The sequence below is a fragment of the uncultured Bradyrhizobium sp. genome (assembly GCF_947648125.1).
Taxonomy (GTDB): Bacteria; Pseudomonadota; Alphaproteobacteria; order Rhizobiales; family Xanthobacteraceae; genus Bradyrhizobium.
The window spans coordinates 161,803-178,004 of sequence record NZ_CANSMR010000011.1 but is presented as its reverse complement, the minus strand read 5'-3'; the positions used below and the strand labels follow the sequence as shown (position 1 = coordinate 178,004).

At 64.5% G+C, this 16,202-nt stretch carries 18 protein-coding genes; 7 read left to right on the top strand and 11 right to left on the bottom strand.

The genetic code is table 11. The annotated features are described in order from the left end of the window. Positions 1–45: 45 nt before the first annotated feature. The gene (gene nth / locus Q0030_RS20975; RefSeq protein ID WP_298371233.1) at positions 46–822 is read right to left on the bottom strand and encodes an endonuclease III; all 777 of its coding nucleotides are present in this window, start codon (positions 820–822) and stop codon (positions 46–48) included. Between the two features lie 22 nt (positions 823–844). Between nth and Q0030_RS20970 the strand changes: the two genes are divergently transcribed. Together Q0030_RS20970 and Q0030_RS20965 are read left to right on the top strand one after the other, a co-directional pair. After that, the gene (locus Q0030_RS20970) at positions 845–1,405 is read left to right on the top strand and encodes a DUF2244 domain-containing protein (RefSeq protein WP_298371230.1); all 561 of its coding nucleotides are present in this window, start codon (positions 845–847) and stop codon (positions 1,403–1,405) included. A 57-nt stretch (positions 1,406–1,462) separates the two neighbouring features. After that, entirely contained in the window at positions 1,463–2,359 is an 897-nt protein-coding gene (locus Q0030_RS20965; protein ID WP_097671370.1) for a bifunctional helix-turn-helix domain-containing protein/methylated-DNA--[protein]-cysteine S-methyltransferase, read from the top strand. A 138-nt stretch (positions 2,360–2,497) separates the two neighbouring features. Here Q0030_RS20965 and Q0030_RS20960 read toward each other — a convergent pair whose 3' ends face one another. The 8 genes from Q0030_RS20960 to dnaK form a co-directional block, all read right to left on the bottom strand. Next, the gene (locus Q0030_RS20960) at positions 2,498–3,121 is read right to left on the bottom strand and encodes a 2,3-bisphosphoglycerate-dependent phosphoglycerate mutase (RefSeq protein WP_298371227.1); all 624 of its coding nucleotides are present in this window, start codon (positions 3,119–3,121) and stop codon (positions 2,498–2,500) included. A gap of 46 nt (positions 3,122–3,167) precedes the next feature. Beyond that, complete coding sequence (gene dapB, locus Q0030_RS20955; protein WP_298371222.1) at positions 3,168–3,980, bottom strand: 4-hydroxy-tetrahydrodipicolinate reductase; 813 nt, start codon at positions 3,978–3,980, stop codon at positions 3,168–3,170. Between the two features lie 156 nt (positions 3,981–4,136). Continuing rightward, a complete protein-coding gene (locus Q0030_RS20950; protein WP_298371219.1) occupies positions 4,137–4,436 on the bottom strand; it encodes a DUF1330 domain-containing protein in 300 nt (99 codons plus the stop codon). 23 nt (positions 4,437–4,459) lie between these two features. Then, complete coding sequence (gene pyrF / locus Q0030_RS20945; protein WP_298371216.1) at positions 4,460–5,170, bottom strand: orotidine-5'-phosphate decarboxylase; 711 nt, start codon at positions 5,168–5,170, stop codon at positions 4,460–4,462. 6 nt (positions 5,171–5,176) lie between these two features. Then, positions 5,177–5,755: an NAD(P)H-dependent oxidoreductase gene (locus Q0030_RS20940; RefSeq protein WP_298371214.1), complete on the bottom strand. Its 579-nt coding sequence runs from the start codon at positions 5,753–5,755 to the stop codon at positions 5,177–5,179. Positions 5,756–5,806: 51 nt separating this feature from the next. Further along, the gene (locus Q0030_RS20935) at positions 5,807–6,409 is read right to left on the bottom strand and encodes an rRNA adenine N-6-methyltransferase family protein (RefSeq protein ID WP_298371211.1); all 603 of its coding nucleotides are present in this window, start codon (positions 6,407–6,409) and stop codon (positions 5,807–5,809) included. A gap of 100 nt (positions 6,410–6,509) precedes the next feature. Beyond that, the gene (dnaJ, locus tag Q0030_RS20930) at positions 6,510–7,640 is read right to left on the bottom strand and encodes a molecular chaperone DnaJ (protein WP_298371208.1); all 1,131 of its coding nucleotides are present in this window, start codon (positions 7,638–7,640) and stop codon (positions 6,510–6,512) included. Positions 7,641–7,810: 170 nt separating this feature from the next. After that, positions 7,811–9,712: a molecular chaperone DnaK gene (dnaK, locus tag Q0030_RS20925; RefSeq protein WP_298371205.1), complete on the bottom strand. Its 1,902-nt coding sequence runs from the start codon at positions 9,710–9,712 to the stop codon at positions 7,811–7,813. Positions 9,713–10,286: 574 nt separating this feature from the next. On the opposite strand from dnaK, the gene Q0030_RS20920 reads away from it, so the two are divergent. The 4 genes from Q0030_RS20920 (at position 10,287) to Q0030_RS20905 (ending at position 13,385) form a co-directional block, all read left to right on the top strand. Then, positions 10,287–11,222 (top strand): hypothetical protein, encoded by a 936-nt coding sequence (locus tag Q0030_RS20920; RefSeq protein WP_298371202.1) that lies wholly within the window; start codon positions 10,287–10,289, stop codon positions 11,220–11,222. Between the two features lie 83 nt (positions 11,223–11,305). Further along, on the top strand, positions 11,306–12,016 hold the full coding sequence (pncA, locus tag Q0030_RS20915; RefSeq protein WP_298371199.1) for a bifunctional nicotinamidase/pyrazinamidase: 711 nt from the start codon (positions 11,306–11,308) through the stop codon (positions 12,014–12,016). A 20-nt stretch (positions 12,017–12,036) separates the two neighbouring features. After that, positions 12,037–12,891, top strand: a complete 855-nt coding sequence (locus Q0030_RS20910) for a helix-turn-helix domain-containing protein (protein WP_298371196.1) — start codon at positions 12,037–12,039, stop codon at positions 12,889–12,891. Between the two features lie 68 nt (positions 12,892–12,959). Further along, positions 12,960–13,385, top strand: coding sequence for a VOC family protein (locus Q0030_RS20905; RefSeq protein WP_298371191.1), 426 nt, complete (start codon positions 12,960–12,962; stop codon positions 13,383–13,385). Positions 13,386–13,430: 45 nt separating this feature from the next. Here the strand turns inward: Q0030_RS20905 and grpE are convergent, their stop codons facing one another. Next, positions 13,431–14,036 (bottom strand): nucleotide exchange factor GrpE, encoded by a 606-nt coding sequence (gene grpE / locus Q0030_RS20900; protein WP_298371189.1) that lies wholly within the window; start codon positions 14,034–14,036, stop codon positions 13,431–13,433. A 164-nt stretch (positions 14,037–14,200) separates the two neighbouring features. Next, positions 14,201–15,289, bottom strand: coding sequence for a heat-inducible transcriptional repressor HrcA (hrcA, locus tag Q0030_RS20895; protein WP_229184231.1), 1,089 nt, complete (start codon positions 15,287–15,289; stop codon positions 14,201–14,203). Positions 15,290–15,484: 195 nt separating this feature from the next. Between hrcA and rph the strand changes: the two genes are divergently transcribed. Next, the gene (gene rph, locus Q0030_RS20890) at positions 15,485–16,198 is read left to right on the top strand and encodes a ribonuclease PH (protein WP_016841497.1); all 714 of its coding nucleotides are present in this window, start codon (positions 15,485–15,487) and stop codon (positions 16,196–16,198) included. Positions 16,199–16,202 lie beyond the last annotated feature (4 nt).

Below are 16,202 nucleotides of genomic sequence, written 5' to 3'. Positions count from 1 at the left end.
GCCGAACGCCGGGCGCGTCACTTACCACATGATGATGATCATGGCTCAGACGGTCTTCTCCGGCCACCGGCAAAGGTCATTGATCAGGCATACGTCGCAACGCGGACCGCGGGCGAGGCAAGTATAGCGGCCATGCAGGATCAGCCAGTGATGGGCGTGCAGCATGAACTCCGTCGGGATCACCTTCTCCAATCCCAGCTCGACCTCGAGCGGCGTCTTGCCGGGCGCGAGACCGGTGCGGTTGCCGACGCGAAACACATGGGTGTCGACCGCCATCGTGTGTTCGCCGAACGCCATGTTGAGCACGACATTCGCGGTCTTGCGGCCGGCGCCGGGCAACGATTCGATTTCGGCGCGGGTGCGCGGCACCTTGCTGCCGAATTCGGCGATCAGCTTCTCGGACAGCGCGATGACGTTCCTGGCCTTGTTGCGATAGAGCCCGATGGTCTTGATGTAATCGCGCACTCTGTCTTCGCCGAGCTCAAGCATCTTCTCCGGCGTGTCGGCGATCGCAAACAGCGCTCGCGTCGCCTTGTTGACGCCGGCATCGGTCGCCTGCGCAGACAACACCACCGCAACCAGCAACGTGTAGGGATTGAGATGCTCGAGCTCGCCCTTCGGCTCGGGATTGGCTTTGCGGAACCGGTCGAAGGCCTCGTAGACCTCCTCCGCCGTCCATGGCTTTGGTTTTGCGGCCTTCTTGGCGGCCGGCTTCTTTGCCGCGCGCTTGGGCTGCGGTGTTGCCGCTTTCACGGCCTTCTTCTTCGGCGCGGAGCGAACGCTTGAGGTGTTGGCGCGTTGAGAGCGGATGATTTTGGCCATGAACGGGATATACTGATACGTCATGACCGCAGGCAACGACTTTGATCCGGGCGAAGACCCCAGGGCCAATGACCTCGACGTCGATGCGCCCGAGGCGGAGCCGAAATTGTTCTCGGCGCTGCTGACGCCGCATCGATCGCTGAATCGCACCGGCTTCATCGTGCTGATGTCGTTCGTCACGGTGGTCAGCTTCATCGCCGGCGCGGTGTTCTGGTGGCTGGGCGCCTGGCCGATCTTCGGCTTCTTCGGTCTTGACGCGCTGGTGATCTACTGGGCGTTCAAGGTCAATTTCCGCACTGCCAAGGCGAGCGAAGAGATCACCGTCACACCGTCGGAACTGCGGGTGCGCAGGATCAGTCACCGCGGCCATGTGGCGGAATGGGTGCTCAATCCGCTCTGGGTGCGGTTCGAACAGATCTCGCATGAAGAATTCGGCATCGAGCGGCTTTATCTGGTGTCCCGGGGCCGCCGGGTCAGCGTCGGCAGCTTCCTGGGCCCGGACGAAAAAGCAAGCTTTTCCAAAGCTTTGACGGCTGCGCTGAACGCTGCGAAGCGCGGCCCGACCTACAATCCTGTCGCCTAAGCGAACTTGTCAGAAATCGGGTGGTTTGGACGCGCCATGGCTCCTAAATCAGACACCATGATGACACTCGCCATACATGATCAGCGCCTGGCCAAGCCGGGCCTCCAGAGCGCCGCGCTGCGCGACTACGACTCGGTGCGGCGTGCCATCGCGTTCATCTCGGAGCACTGGCGCACGCAGCCGACCATCGAAGCGATGGCCGATGCCGCTGCCGTCACGCCGGATGAACTGCACCATCTGTTCCGCCGTTGGGCAGGGCTGACGCCGAAGGCTTTCATGCAGGCGCTGACGCTGGACCACGCCAAGAACTTGCTGCGCGATTCCGCCAGCGTGCTCGACGCGGCACTCGACTCAGGCCTCTCGGGCCCGGGACGGCTGCACGATCTGTTCGTCACGCATGAGGCGATGTCGCCCGGCGAATGGAAGACCGGCGGCGGCGGCATGACGCTGCGCTTCGGCTTCCACCCCTCGCCGTTCGGCACCGCGATCGTGATCGCGACAGACCGCGGGCTCGCGGGCCTTGCCTTCGCCGACCCGGGCGACGAGCAGACCGCATTTGCCGACATGAAGCGGCGCTGGCCGAACGCGACCTTTGTCGAGGACACCGATGGCACCACCGCACTGGCCCAGCGCGTGTTCGATACGCGGTTGTGGCGGGCGGACCAGCCGCTGCGCGTCGTACTGATCGGCACCGACTTCGAGGTGCGGGTGTGGGAAACGCTGCTCAAGGTCCCGATGGGCCGCGCGGTGAGCTATTCCGACATCGCCAGCAAGATCAACAGCCCGAAGGCCTCGCGCGCCGTCGGCGCCGCGGTCGGGCGCAATCCGGTGTCGTTCGTGGTGCCCTGCCATCGCGCACTCGGCAAGAGCGGCGCGCTGACCGGCTATCACTGGGGCATCACCCGCAAGCAGGCGATGCTGGGCTGGGAGGCCGGCCAGGTCGGATTGCACTAATTCGAACGCGCTCTCACCGTCACCCTGAGGTGCTCGCGAAGCGCGTCTCGAAGGGTCGACGGGCCGGCTGGTGGCCGTGCATCCTTCGAGGCTCGCTCCGCTCGCACCTCAGGATGACGGAACGATCAGGTCCACCGCTTACCCCGCGAGATCGACCTTGGAGGCAACGGTGGAATCAGCGTTGAGCCGATAGACCACCGGCGCACCGGTCGCGAGTTCGCGCTTGAGGATCTGCTCCGGCGAAAGCTTCTCCAGCACCATGATCAGCGCACGCAGCGAATTGCCGTGGGCGGCGATCAGCGTGCGTCGGCCGCGCAGCACGCCGGGCAGGATCTCCTGCACATAATAGGGCAGCGTGCGCGCCAGCGTATCCTTCAGGCTCTCGCCGCCGGGCGGCGGCACGTCGTAGGAGCGGCGCCAGACCAGGACCTGATCCTCGCCCCATTTCTTGCGGGCGTCGTCCTTGTTGAGGCCGGAGAGATCGCCGTAGTCGCGTTCATTGAGCGCGAGATTCTTCGTGGTCGGCAGGCCGGTCTGGCCGATCTGCTCCAGCATCAGCTTCAGCGTGTGCTGGGCACGCGTCAGGTCTGAGGTAAAGGCGACGTCGAACGACAGGCCCTGCGCCTTCAGCTTGCGGCCGGCGTCCTTGGCTTCAGCGATGCCCTGCTCGGTGAGATCGGGGTCCTTCCACCCGGTGAACAGGTTCTTCAGATTCCATTCGCTCTGACCGTGACGAACGAGCACAAGAAGACGATCACTCATTTCAGATTCCGTTTCGCTTAGCTGGATTTCATTCCGTCGAGCGGTCTCAGTCGCTCAACCCGAGAACGTCGGCCATCGAATACATGCCGGGCTTCTTGCCATGCGCCCACAGCGCCGCCTTCAGCGCGCCCTGCGCGAACAGCGCGCGATCCTCGGCATGATGCGAGAGCGTGATGCGCTCCGAGGGACCGGCAAAGATGACGCTGTGATCACCGGCGGCGGTGCCGCCGCGCAGCGAGGCAAAGCCGATATCGCCGGCACGCCGCGCGCCGGTCAGGCCATCGCGCCCCCGCGCCGAATGCTGCTCCAGCGCGATTCCGCGGCCCGCAGCGGCGGCTTCGCCGAGCATCAAGGCGGTGCCCGACGGCGCATCGATCTTGGACTTGTGGTGCAGTTCGAGAATTTCGATGTCGAAGCTCTGGTCGAGCGATTGCGCGACGCGCTTGACCAGCGCGGCGAGCAGATTGACACCGAGGCTCATATTGCCCGACTTCACCACGATGGCGCGGTCGGTTACGCTCCGGATCACCGCATCGTCGGACTGCGACAGGCCGGTGGTGCCGATGACGTGAACAAGGCCACGCTCGGCTGCGATCGCGACATTGGCGATGGTCGCGGCCGGCACGGTGAAATCCAGGATGCCGTCGGCAGCCGCCGACATCGACCACAGATCGGCCGACAGCTTGACGTCGTTGGCGGGAAGGCCGGCGAGCACGCCGGCGTCTTTGCCGAGCAGCTCCGAGCCCGGCGCTTCCAGCGCGCCGACCAGCACCGCCCCGGGGGTTTCGGAAATCACCCGCGTCAGCGTGCGGCCCATCCGGCCGCCGGCTCCCGCAACAATCAGACGCATGTCAGCCATGGCTCACCTCTCCCCGCCGTATAAAGCATGAACCGGCAAAGGGGAAACCGGTTTTCCCTCGCGACAAACGCGGAATGCGTTTGCGCGGGGATCATGCTTAAACGGCGGTCGTCGGCGGCTGTTCCGGGTAGCCTAACCGGCGGCCCGGTGTCCGGGCTACGGGCTGTCATGCCCCTCGATGATGATCAGATCGGCGATCGAGTGCGGCTGCCGCACCTTGATGTTGGCCTGGTATTCCGGCGATTGGTAGCAAGCGAGCGCGGTCGCGTAATCCGGGAATTCGATCACGACGTTGCGCGAGCGGCTCTGGCCCTCCACGCCGGTGAACTTGCCGCCGCGCACGATGAACTTGCCGCCGAATTTCTGGAAGATCGCCGGGTTGGCCGCCATGTAGGGCTTGTAGCCCTCCTCATTGTGAACGTCGACGCGTCCGATCCAATATCCCTTCGCCGCCATCTCTCTTCTCCCTTGTTGTTGATTCAGGCGAGCGCCTGGGCGATCTCGGTGTGAATGGCTTCGGCCGCGGCCTTCGGATCGGCGGCTTCCATCACCGGACGTCCGACCACGAGATAATCGGCGCCGGCGGCAATGGCGCGGGCCGGCGTCATGATGCGCTTCTGGTCACCAGTCGCCGAGCCCGCGGGGCGAATGCCCGGCGTCACCAGGTTCATCCGATCGCCCACGATCTTGCGCAACGCGGCGGCCTCCTCGGGTGAGCTGACGAGGCCGTCGACACCGAGCGCCTGTGCCTGCCTGGCGCGCGCTTCGACGAGCTCGGAGACGTTGAGGCGATAGCCCGCCGCGTGCAGGTCGCTATCGTCATAGGACGTCAGCACCGTCACCGCGAGAATTTTCAGGCCGGAGCCAGCACGCGCCTCGACCGCCGCCTTCATGGTCTGCGGATAGGCATGCACGGTGAGAAAGGTCGCGCCGAGAGCGGCAACGCTTTCGACCCCGCGTGCCACCGTGTTGCCGATGTCGTGCATCTTGAGATCGAGAAAGACCTTCTTGCCGCTGCCGGCGAGCTGCTTCGCCAGCGTAAGGCCGCCGGCGTAACCGAGCTGATAGCCGATCTTGTAGAAGGTGACGGCATCGCCGAGCCTGTCGATCATCGCCTCTGCGCTGGCGACCGACGGCAGATCGAGCGCCACAATCAACCGGTCTTTCGGAGCGATCTTGGCTGGCTGCATGTCACCTCACATCATGCGTTGGGAATGGTCGATCAGCTGCCGCACCAGCGCCCGCATCGTGTCGATGTCGGCCTGGTGCTTCAGACGATCCATGTCGTCATAGGCCTGCTCGGCGAATGACAGCGCGAGCTGGTTCGGGATCACGGTGGCATGGCACGCGGTCAGGATCAGGCGCAACGCCGCCAGCGCGCGCGTGCCGCCGAGCCGGTTGCCGGATGCCGCTGCGATCGCGAAGGCGCGGCCGTGGAACACCTGGCCACGGGTCTCGTGCGGATCCTGCACGCGGCTGACCCAGTCGATCGTGTTCTTCACCAGCGCCGGCACCGAGGAATTGTATTCCGGCGTCACGATCAGCACGCCATGATGGGCTCCGATCATCCGCTTCAGATTGACGGCGTGCTGCGGCACGCCCGATTTGGCCTGCAAATCGCCATCATAGATCGGCAGCGGAAAATCGCCGAGCGAGATGCGGGTGACGTCGGCCCCTGACTGCGCGAGCTCCTGCGCCAGCACGGCGGCCAGCTTCGCATTGAGCGAGCCTGATCGAAGCGATCCAGGGATCACGAGGATTTTCAGCGCGGACATTTGGCAATCGCGGTTGGGTCGTCGACCCGGCGCGACGACGCAGGGCGATGATCAGCCCTTGCGATACACCCAGACCCGCGCGGGCGGAAGGTTCATCCAGATCCGCTCGGACGCCTCTGTGGACACGCCGGGCAGCGACTTCGGAATCGGCGGCGCCACCGAATAGGTGAACTGGACGAACGGCGCACCGGGCGCGAGGGCCAGGAAGGCGTCGCGGACCAGCTTCAGGCGGGTCAGCATCGGCTTGGTGACCAGCGGCAGGCCGGAGACGACGGCCGAGGCCGGCGACTCCATGACATCCCACAACGTATCGCGCAGCCTGTAGGCGTCGCCCTGAACCACCTTGGCCTGCGGATAGCGCTCGCGCAGCAGCGCACAGAAGCCGGGATTGTACTCAACCAGGACGAGACGCTTCTGATCGACGCCATGCTCGATCAGCGCATTGGTGATCGCACCGGTGCCAGGTCCGAGCTCGACAACCGGTCCTTCGGACTCGGGATCGACATATTGCGCCATGGTGCGTGCAAGCAGCCGCCCGGACGGCATCACCGCGCCCATATGCAGCGGCTTCTCGATCCATGAACGGAGAAATCGAACCTCGTCGTCGAGACGGAGGGGCTTCTTCGACGCACGCACGGACGATTGCAGAGGCATGTCGCTACCAGGCGGGACCGCGCACAATCGAGCGGTTGTCAGAAAACAGTCACAAACACGTATAGATCGAAGTCGTTACGGTCAAGCATAACGACTACGGCTAGACGGTGCGGCTTCCGAAGAAGTCCTTGACCTTAGAGAAGAAACCCGCTGCCTCCGGTTGCGTTGCACCGGACGAGAGTTTTTCGAACTCCATCAGCAATTCTTGCTGCTTCTTGGTCAGATTCTGCGGCGTTTCGACCACAACCTGGACATACATGTCGCCGGTCTGGCGCGAGCGGAGCACCGGCATACCCTTTGATGCGATGCGGAATCGGCGGCTGGACTGGGTCCCAGCCGGCACCTTCACCTTGGTCTTGCCCTTGTCGATGGTCGGCACCTCGAACTCGCCACCGAGGGCTGCGGTGACCATCGAGATCGGCACGCGGCAGTGCAGGTCGGCGCCGTCGCGCTGGAAGAACTGGTGCGTGGTCAGCGACAGGAAGATGTAGAGGTCGCCGGGCGGGCCGCCGCGGACACCGGCCTCGCCTTCGCCGGCGAGACGAATACGGGTGCCGTCCTCGACACCCGGAGGAATGTTGACCGACAGCGTGCGCTCGCGTGTCACCCGGCCGGAACCGGCGCAGGAGGTGCAGGCGTCCTCGATCATCTGGCCGCGGCCCTGACAGCCGGGACAGGTCCGCTCCAGCGTGAAGAAGCCCTGAGCCTGCCGGATACGGCCGGCGCCACCGCAATGCGAGCAGGTCTTCGGCTTGGTGCCGGCCTTGGCGCCGGTGCCGGAGCAGGATTCGCAGGTGACCGAGACCGGGATCTCAATCTGCGCGGTCTTGCCCTGGAAGGCCTCCTCGAGCGTGATTTCCATGTTGTAGCGCAGGTCGGCACCGCGTTCGCGGCCGCCGCCGCCGCGGCGCTGCCCGGCCATGCCGAACAGATCCTCGAAGATATCGGAGAAGGAAGAGGCGAAGCCGGCGCCGAACCCGGGACCGCCACCGCCCATGCCTTGCTCGAAGGCGGCATGGCCGAAGCGGTCATAGGCGGCGCGTTTGTCGCCGTCCTTCAGCACCTCATAGGCTTCGTTGATTTCCTTGAACCGGACCTCGCTGGTGGCGTCGCCCGGATTCTTGTCCGGATGCCATTTCATCGCGAGCTTGCGGAAAGCCGATTTCAGCTTGGTCTCGTCCGCGTTCCGCTCGACCTCGAGGGTCTCGTAATAGCAGCGCTTGGTGGACATCCTTCAATTCCGTCCGAAGTTCGTCGCGATCGCCAAGGATTGCGCAAAGCATTGCGTCAAGGATTGCGCCTGTCTGGAAGATGCAGCGATCGCCTTAAAGAAAAATGACCCCCACTCCTCCGAGACGCGTCGCGTGCTCTTTGGTGTGAGGGTCATGATCGCAAGCCCGCTTAGGCAGACTTCTTGTTGGTCTTGTCGTCGTCGACCTCGGTGAACTCCGCGTCGACAACGTCATCCTTTGCAGCGTCCTTGGCCGCATCGGCCTCGGCCTGCTGCTTGTACATGGCCTCGCCGAGCTTCATCGAAGCCTGCGCCAGCGTGTTGGTCTTGGCCTTGATCGCCTCGGCGTCGTCGCCCTTCAGCGCTTCCTTGAGGTCGCTGACGGCGTCTTCGATGGCGCGACGATCCGTCTCCGGGATCTTCGAGCCATGCTCGGCCAAAGCCTTTTCGGTCGAATGAACCAGACCATCGGCATGGTTCTTGGCGTCGACCGCTTCGCGGCGCTTCTTGTCCTCGGCCGCATTGGCCTCGGCGTCCTTGACCATCTTGTCGATGTCGGCCTCGGACAGACCGCCGGATGCCTGGATCCGGATCTGCTGTTCCTTGCCGGTCGCCTTGTCCTTGGCCGAGACGTTGACAATGCCGTTGGCGTCGATGTCGAAGGTCACCTCGATCTGCGGCATGCCGCGCGGAGCCGGCGGAATGCCCATCAGGTCGAACTGGCCGAGCATCTTGTTGTCGGCCGCCATTTCACGCTCGCCCTGGAAGACGCGGATGGTGACGGCGCCTTGATTGTCTTCGGCCGTCGAGAACACCTGGCTCTTCTTGGTCGGGATCGTGGTGTTGCGGTCGATGATGCGGGTGAACACGCCGCCCAGCGTCTCGATGCCCAGCGACAGCGGGGTCACGTCGAGCAGCAGCACGTCCTTGACGTCGCCCTGCAGCACGCCGGCCTGGATCGCAGCACCGATCGCGACGACTTCGTCGGGATTGACGCCCTTGTGCGGCTCCTTGCCGAAGAACTGCTTCACCACTTCCTGGATCTTCGGCATGCGGGTCATGCCGCCGACCAGCACCACTTCACCGATCTCGCCGGCGGTCAGGCCGGCATCCTTCAGCGCCTTGCGGCACGGCTCGATTGTCTTCTCGACGAGGTCGGCCACCAGCGCCTCGAACTTGGCGCGGGTCAGCTTCATCGTCAGATGCTTCGGACCGGTCTGGTCGGCCGTGATGAACGGCAGGTTGATTTCGGTCTGCGTGGTCGACGACAGCTCGATCTTGGCCTTCTCGGCGGCTTCCTTCAGACGCTGAAGAGCGAGCTTGTCGTTGCGCAGGTTGATGCCCTGTTCCTTCTGGAACTCGTCGGCGAGGTAGCCGACCAGGCGCATGTCGAAGTCTTCACCACCGAGGAAGGTGTCGCCGTTGGTCGACTTCACCTCGAACACGCCGTCGCCGATCTCGAGGATCGAGACGTCGAAGGTGCCGCCGCCGAGATCGTACACCGCGATCGTGCCGGCCTTCGTCTTGTCGAGACCGTAGGCGAGCGCAGCTGCCGTCGGCTCGTTGATGATGCGCAGCACTTCGAGGCCGGCGATCTTGCCGGCGTCCTTGGTGGCCTGACGCTGCGCGTCGTTGAAATAAGCAGGAACCGTGATAACGGCCTGATCGACCTTCTGGCCGAGATGCGCCTCAGCGGTCTCCTTCATCTTCTGCAGAATGAAGGCCGAGACCTGCGAGGGCGAATAGGTCTTGCCGTCGGCTTCGACCCAGGCATCGCCGTTCGATGCTTTGACGATCTTGTAGGGAACGAGCTTCTTGTCCTTCTCGACCATCGGGTCGTCATAGCGGCGGCCGATGAGGCGCTTCACCGCAAAGAACGTACGCTCGGGATTGGTCACCGCCTGACGCTTCGCCGGCTGTCCGACAAGGCGCTCGCCATCGTCGGTGAAAGCAACGATCGACGGCGTCGTTCGCATGCCCTCGGCATTCTCGATCACCTTGGCGTTCTTGCCATCCATCACGGCGACGCACGAATTCGTGGTGCCGAGGTCGATCCCAATGACCTTACCCATGGTTTTGATATCCTCTTTGCTACGGCAGGTTGGTTGGGCCCTGACGGCGCTCCGTACCGAACCCCCAGACGTTCACATACTCGCGATATTGCGACGGTGAGCCTGATATAGGAGAGAGGGTCCTGCCCGCAAGGACTGGACGCAACGTTGAGGCCTGAAAAGACTGACGTTTGAAAGATTGTGTCAGTCCGGCTGCGGCCCCGGTTCAAGCCCAGACCAAGTTAACAAATCGGCAATGATGCCGCCCGTCGCCGACCGCAACATTCGCGGCGCGACGTCAGCGCTGTTGAGTGAACACTCACAAACGTCGTATGCGAGAGCGGCGCACGGGTCGGGGGCGCGCTGTTTGGCCGCTGGCGGCCGCGGGTGAGCGTTCCTGGAAACGTCGGGAAACTGGAAAGTGCCTGCCAATCAAGGCGAAATGCCCATGGAATCGAGCCTGCGGGCCCGGAGCGGAGATTTGGCGGCCTGTTGCAGGGCCATCAAAACCGCTAAAAGCGGTCCGACTGAAAGAGGCCATCCAGCCCTGCACCGGCCCCGTTGCGCGGCCACCAAGCAAAACCGGTAGATCCCCATGACGCCTTTTCGAGTTCTCGTTGCGGTTGCCTTGCTGATTGCTGCCACCTGTCGTGGCTTTGCCGCCGACGTGGTGTTTCCGCCGGGCGCTCATGTCGGGATGAAACCGCTGGTGGGCCTCGTCCGCGCCAAATCCTTCATCGGCTTCGAGACCGAGGATCAGGGCGTCAAGGTCCTGATCGCCGACCTGCCCGCGGACGCCTACAACGAGGTCGTGACCGCCTTCAAGGCCAACCCCGCCGGCACCGGAAACATCAAGCCCGAGAGCCTCGAGACGCCGGCCGGCCTCGCCTACTACACCGTGGAGAGCGCCCGCGACGGCGCCAGCAATGTGCGGCGCTATTCCATGATCCTGCCGGGGCCGACCTTCTCCGGTTATGTCGCGGTGCAGGTGCCGGAGAACGCGAGCAAGATCTACACCGACGACGCCGTCCGGCAGATGTTCGCCTCCGCCGAAATCCGCAAGGAGGTGCCGGTCGACGAGCAGCTCGCTATGATGCCGTTCAAGGTCACCGAGCTCAGCAGTTTCAAGAATATCCGGATGCTGGCGCCGGGCGCTGCGCTGCTGATGGCCGACGGCGACGACAAGGCCCTTGAGGCCAAGCCCTTCATGCTGCTCGGCGTCATCGCTTCGGCACCGGCCACACCCGACGATCGCGGCCGCTTTGCCCAGCAGATCGCCACCACGATCCCCGGCGTGCGCGACGGGCGGATCACCATGTCCGAACCGATCCGGATCGACGGCCAGCCCGGCTTCGAAACGCGGATCGACGCCATCAGCGGCAAGGACAACACCCCGGTGACCATCGTGCAGTGGCTGCGGTTCGGCGCGCAGACATCGGTGCGGATCATCGGTAGCTCGCCGCGCACCGATTGGGAGACGGCCTTCCCACGCTTCCGCGCGGTCCGCGACGGCATCCAGCCGCGCGGCTAATCGGTCTTTCGAAAAATCGGACTTTCGCAGGTCCACGAACGGAACTAGCCTCCTCGCGCGGTATCAAAGCGAGGAGGGGCGCGATGTTGGATCGACGACAGATAGTTGCAGGCCTCGGCACGTTGGCGCTTGCGACCCTGGTTCCGAAAAGTCTCTGGGCGGCGGCGATCAAGCCCGACGATGGCTCCGCGCTGCTCGTGATCGACGTCCAGAACTGCTTCCTGCCCGGCGGCAGCCTCGCGGTGAAGGACGGTGAGCAGGTGGTGCCTGTCATCAACAAGATCGCCAAGAGCTTTGCCAATGTGGTGATGACGCAGGACTGGCACACGCCCGGACACGTCTCGTTTGCCTCGGTCCATGCCGGCAAGAAGCCGTTCGAGACCATCGACCTTGCCTACGGCAAGCAGGTGCTGTGGCCGGACCACTGCGTGCAGGGCACTGACGGCGCCTCGCTGTCCAAGGAGCTCGCGATCCCGCAGGCCGAGCTGATCATCCGCAAGGGCTTTCACAAGGACGTCGACAGCTACTCCGCCTTCACCGAAGCCGACGGAAAAACCACCACCGGGCTCGCCGCCTATCTGAAGGCGCGCAATGTCGAGCGGGTTTTCGTGGCCGGGCTCGCCACCGATTTCTGCGTGGCTTGGACCGCGCTCGATGCCCGCAAGGCCGGCTTCGAAACCTATGTCGTGGAGGACGCCTGCCGCGGCATCGACACGCAGGGATCGCTCGCCAAGGCCTGGGCCGACATGGACAAGGCCGGCGTCAAGCGGATCCAGTCGTCGGACATCGCGTAGGCATTCCGCGCGAGATTCACATGGCCGAGCTCGAGGCCCCCGTCGCATTCGACTTCGCGCGGCGCCCGCCGTCGCCGCGCATGACAGGCCTGATTGTCGGAATTACCGGTTACCGCGAGACCGCGGCAGGCCACTTCTTCCACCGCCAGACCGCACCGCTGATCGTGCCGTTGATCATCAGCTTCGGCTCGCCCTATCTGATCGCGCTCGCGCGTCAGCCTGGACCATCCGACCGTCAGCTGAGTTTCACGGCCGGACTGCATGCCGGACCCGTTAACATCGAGTCCGACGGCCGCGCCGAATCCGTGCAGGTGGATTTCACGCCGCTTGGCGCCTATCGCTTCTTCGGCGGCGCCATTGCCGAGCTCACCGGGCGCATGGTCGATCTTGGCGATGTACTGGGCCGCGACGGACGGCGGCTGCGCGAGCAAATCGGCGCCGTACCTTGCTGGCGGCGCCGCTTTGACCTGATCGAGGATTTCGTGCTTCGCCGCCTCGGCCGCCGACCGTCCGAGGAAGTCGCGTTCGCTTATCGAATGTTGGCGCGATCGGGCGGCACCGCCCGGATCACGGCGATCGCTTCGGAGATCGGTTGGAGCCGCAAACACCTCGCTGGCCGGTTTCGATCCGAGCTTGGCCTCGCACCCAAGCCGGTGGCGCGCATGATGCGCTTTCATCGGGCTTGCCGGCTTGCGCAGGCTGGCACAGCCCACGGCTGGGCCGCAATCGCTGCGGAGAGCGGCTACGCCGATCAAGCCCATCTCGCCCGCGAATTCGTCGAGTTTGCCGGGGAATCACCGACCGCCTGGGCGCGCCGCCTGACGTTGACCGACAGCCGGCTATCCCATTCCGGCGAGCTGCTGGCCGACTGGTAACAAACCTTCAAGCCGAAGCCGCATTGTCTCGTGCAGAGTGGCGCCATCAGCCAACGAGGTGAGCCGCCATGACGCACGACATCGAACCCCCACGCATCTATCCGACCCTGCGCTGCAAGGACGCCGAGGCGATGATCGGTTGGCTCAAGACAGTGATCGGATTCACCGAGCGCGTGGTCTACCGCGACCGCGGCGTGATCCACCATGCCGAGCTCGCCTACGGTTCCTCGATGCTGATGCTGGGCCAGAGCCGCGACGATGCCTATGGCAAGCTGGTCGGCGATGTCACCGGCCGCCGCACCGATTCAATCTACATCGCCGTCGACGATCCCGACGCCCTGCACGCGAAGGCCCGCACGGCGGGTGCCAAGATCGAAATGGAACTGCGTGATACCGACTATGGCAGCCGTGATTTCGCCTGTCGCGACCCGGAAGGAAATCTCTGGAGCTTCGGCACCTATTGGCCGAAGGCGCATGAGAAGCCGCTGCCGTGAAGCCACGGCAGCGCGCTCACACCTCCACGACAGGAGTAGGACAGATTAGACCGTGATGTCGGCGCTGGGGGCAGCCTTGGCGCCACCCTTGGAGACGCCGACCAGCGCCGGACGCAGGATGCGCTCGCCGATCATGTAGCCCGCCTGCACGACCTGCACCACCGTGCCCGACGGCACCGAAGTGTCCGGCACCTCGAACATCGCCTGCTGGAAGTTCGGATCGAACTTTTCGCCGATCGGATCGAACTTCTTCACGCCGTTCTTCTCCAGCGCGTTGAGCAGCGAACGCTCGGTCAGCTCGACGCCTTCGATCAGCGCCTTCAGGCCGGGATCGGCGGCTTCCTTGGTCTCGGCCGGCACGGCGTCGAGCGCGCGCTGCAGATTGTCGGCGATGTCGAGCACGTCGCGGGCGAAGCCGGTGATGCCATAGGTCTTGGCGTCGGCAACCTCGCGGCGGGTGCGCTGACGGAGGTTCTCCATCTCGGCCAGCGTGCGCAGTGTGCGGTCCTTCGCCTCGGCGAGTTCCTTGGCCAGCGCCTCGGCCGACCCCGCCTCGGGATCGTCAGGCATGACGTAGGGCTTCGAGACCACGGGCTCACCCGTCGGCGCCGAATTCTCGGTATTGTCATTGGCCCGGTTCGGATCGGTCATGGCTTGCCTTCTCGAAAACTCGCGTCGGTTCAAATCTTGGGGATTGCTGCCCGGGATATCGTGCTTTGGGCGGCGAAAATCAAGCGCAACATGCCGGCTTCGGGAACAGGGACCTCCGGCTTGGGTGACGAAAACCCGTCAAATGAAAGCGAAAGGCACTCCGGTCAGCCGCCCAGCATCTTGCTGACGATGCGCGCGGCGTAATCGACGGTCGGAATCACGCGTGCATAGTTCAGCCGCGTCGGTCCGATCACGCCGAGGACGCCGACGATCCGGCCCTGGGCGTCGCCATATGGCGCGATGATGGTGGAGGAACCCGACAGCGAGAACAGCTTGTTCTCCGAACCGATGAAGATCCGCACGCCCTCGCCGCGCTCGGCACGGCCAAGCAGATCGATCACGCCGCGCTTGGTCTCGAGATCGTCGAACAGCGACTTGATCCGTTCGAGATCGTCGAGCGCATGCAGATCTTCGAGCAGGTTGGCGTGGCCGCGCACGATCAGCTGGCGGTCCTCGCTCTCGCCGCCGGACCAGCTCGCGATGCCGGCCGCAACGACCTTTTGCGTGAGCTGATCGAGTTCGGCGCGGTTTTGCGTCAATGCCGTCTCGAGCTCGAGCCGCGCTTCGGCCAGCGTCCGACCGCGAATCCGCGCATTGAGGAAATTGGTCGCCTCGGTCAGGGCCGAGGACGGAACGCCCGGCGGCAGCGCCAGCACGCGGTTTTCGACCTGGCCGTCCTCGCCGACCAGCACAACCAGCGCCTTCTCCGGCTCCAACCGCACGAATTCGATGTGCTTCAGCCGCGCATTCGACTTCTGCGTCAGCACCACCGCCGCGGCACGGGTCAGCCCCGACAGCCGCGTCAATGCTTCGCCAAGCGCCGCCTCGACGGATTGCGCACGACCGACCGCCGCAAGCTGGGTCTGGATCGATTGCCGCTCGGCCTCGGTGAGGTCGCCGACCTGCATCAGGGCGTCGACGAAGAAACGCAGGCCGAGTTCGGTCGGCAAACGGCCGGCCGAGGTGTGCGGCGCATAGATCAGGCCGAGCTGTTCGAGATCCGACATCACATTGCGGACCGAGGCCGGCGACAGCGGCAATGCGATCAGGCGCGAGATGTTGCGCGAACCGACCGGCTCGCCGGTCGCAAGATAGCTTTCGACGATTTGCCGAAAAATGTCGCGCGACCGCTCGTTGAGCTGGGCGAGCCCGGCATACGGCGCGATCAGGCCTATCGGATCGTGGTGCGTCACACTCCAGTCCTTCACAATTGCTACCTAATTTGTCGCTCCCGGAGGCCGGTGACAAGCATGCATTCGGCCTACCGGCACCGGGCCATACCGGGGCCGAAAACCGTCGCCAAAACCCTTGCCAAAACCCTTGCCGCTGCCGCTTCCCCCTCCTACAAGCACGCCCAGCCCTATCTCTCGGAATTCTGGAGGATTTCCATGCGGCCAAGCCGCCGTGCGCCCGATGAACTGCGTCCCGTGTCGCTGGAACGCGGCGTCGTCAAATATGCCGAGGGTTCCTGCATGGTGAAGTTCGGCGACACCCATGTGCTGGTGACCGCCACGCTGGAAGAGCGGTTGCCGCCATGGCTGAAGGGCCAGGGCCGCGGCTGGGTCACCGCCGAATACGGCATGCTGCCGCGCGCCACCCTGGAACGCACCCGCCGCGAGGCCTCCGCCGGCAAGCAGGGCGGCCGCACGGTCGAGATCCAGCGGCTGATCGGCCGCTCGCTGCGCGCAGCCGTCGATCTCGAAGCGCTCGGCGAGCGCCAGATCACGGTCGATTGCGACGTCATCCAGGCCGATGGCGGCACCCGCACCGCCTCGATCACCGGTGCCTGGGTGGCGCTGGCCGACTGCATCAACTGGATGAAGACCCGCAACATGCTGAAGACCAACGTGTTGCGCGACAACGTCGCGGCGATCTCCTGCGGCATCTACCAGGGCACGCCGGTGCTCGATCTCGACTATGCCGAGGACTCCGAGGCCGACACCGACGCCAATTTCGTCATGACCGGCGACGGCCGCATCATCGAGGTGCAGGGCACCGCCGAGAAGACGCCGTTCTCGGAAGGTGAATTCCTGGCGCTGATGGCCCTGGCACGCAAAGGTGTCGCGCGTCTGGTCGACTTGCAAAAGATCGCGGTGGCGTAGTCAG

Excerpts from the sequence above, each read along its gene's own strand:
- nth (WP_298371233.1), bottom strand. The coding sequence starts at position 822 with ATGGCCAAAATCATCCGCTCTCAACGCGCCAACACCTCAAGCGTTCGC.
- Q0030_RS20970 (WP_298371230.1), top strand. The coding sequence starts at position 845 with ATGACCGCAGGCAACGACTTTGATCCGGGCGAAGACCCCAGGGCCAAT.
- Q0030_RS20965 (WP_097671370.1), top strand. The coding sequence starts at position 1,463 with ATGATGACACTCGCCATACATGATCAGCGCCTGGCCAAGCCGGGCCTC.
- Q0030_RS20960 (WP_298371227.1), bottom strand. The coding sequence starts at position 3,121 with ATGAGTGATCGTCTTCTTGTGCTCGTTCGTCACGGTCAGAGCGAATGG.
- dapB (WP_298371222.1), bottom strand. The coding sequence starts at position 3,980 with ATGGCTGACATGCGTCTGATTGTTGCGGGAGCCGGCGGCCGGATGGGC.
- Q0030_RS20950 (WP_298371219.1), bottom strand. The coding sequence starts at position 4,436 with ATGGCGGCGAAGGGATATTGGATCGGACGCGTCGACGTTCACAATGAG.
- pyrF (WP_298371216.1), bottom strand. The coding sequence starts at position 5,170 with ATGCAGCCAGCCAAGATCGCTCCGAAAGACCGGTTGATTGTGGCGCTC.
- Q0030_RS20940 (WP_298371214.1), bottom strand. The coding sequence starts at position 5,755 with ATGTCCGCGCTGAAAATCCTCGTGATCCCTGGATCGCTTCGATCAGGC.
- Q0030_RS20935 (WP_298371211.1), bottom strand. The coding sequence starts at position 6,409 with ATGCCTCTGCAATCGTCCGTGCGTGCGTCGAAGAAGCCCCTCCGTCTC.
- dnaJ (WP_298371208.1), bottom strand. The coding sequence starts at position 7,640 with ATGTCCACCAAGCGCTGCTATTACGAGACCCTCGAGGTCGAGCGGAAC.
- dnaK (WP_298371205.1), bottom strand. The coding sequence starts at position 9,712 with ATGGGTAAGGTCATTGGGATCGACCTCGGCACCACGAATTCGTGCGTC.
- Q0030_RS20920 (WP_298371202.1), top strand. The coding sequence starts at position 10,287 with ATGACGCCTTTTCGAGTTCTCGTTGCGGTTGCCTTGCTGATTGCTGCC.
- pncA (WP_298371199.1), top strand. The coding sequence starts at position 11,306 with ATGTTGGATCGACGACAGATAGTTGCAGGCCTCGGCACGTTGGCGCTT.
- Q0030_RS20910 (WP_298371196.1), top strand. The coding sequence starts at position 12,037 with ATGGCCGAGCTCGAGGCCCCCGTCGCATTCGACTTCGCGCGGCGCCCG.
- Q0030_RS20905 (WP_298371191.1), top strand. The coding sequence starts at position 12,960 with ATGACGCACGACATCGAACCCCCACGCATCTATCCGACCCTGCGCTGC.
- grpE (WP_298371189.1), bottom strand. The coding sequence starts at position 14,036 with ATGACCGATCCGAACCGGGCCAATGACAATACCGAGAATTCGGCGCCG.
- rph (WP_016841497.1), top strand. The coding sequence starts at position 15,485 with ATGCGGCCAAGCCGCCGTGCGCCCGATGAACTGCGTCCCGTGTCGCTG.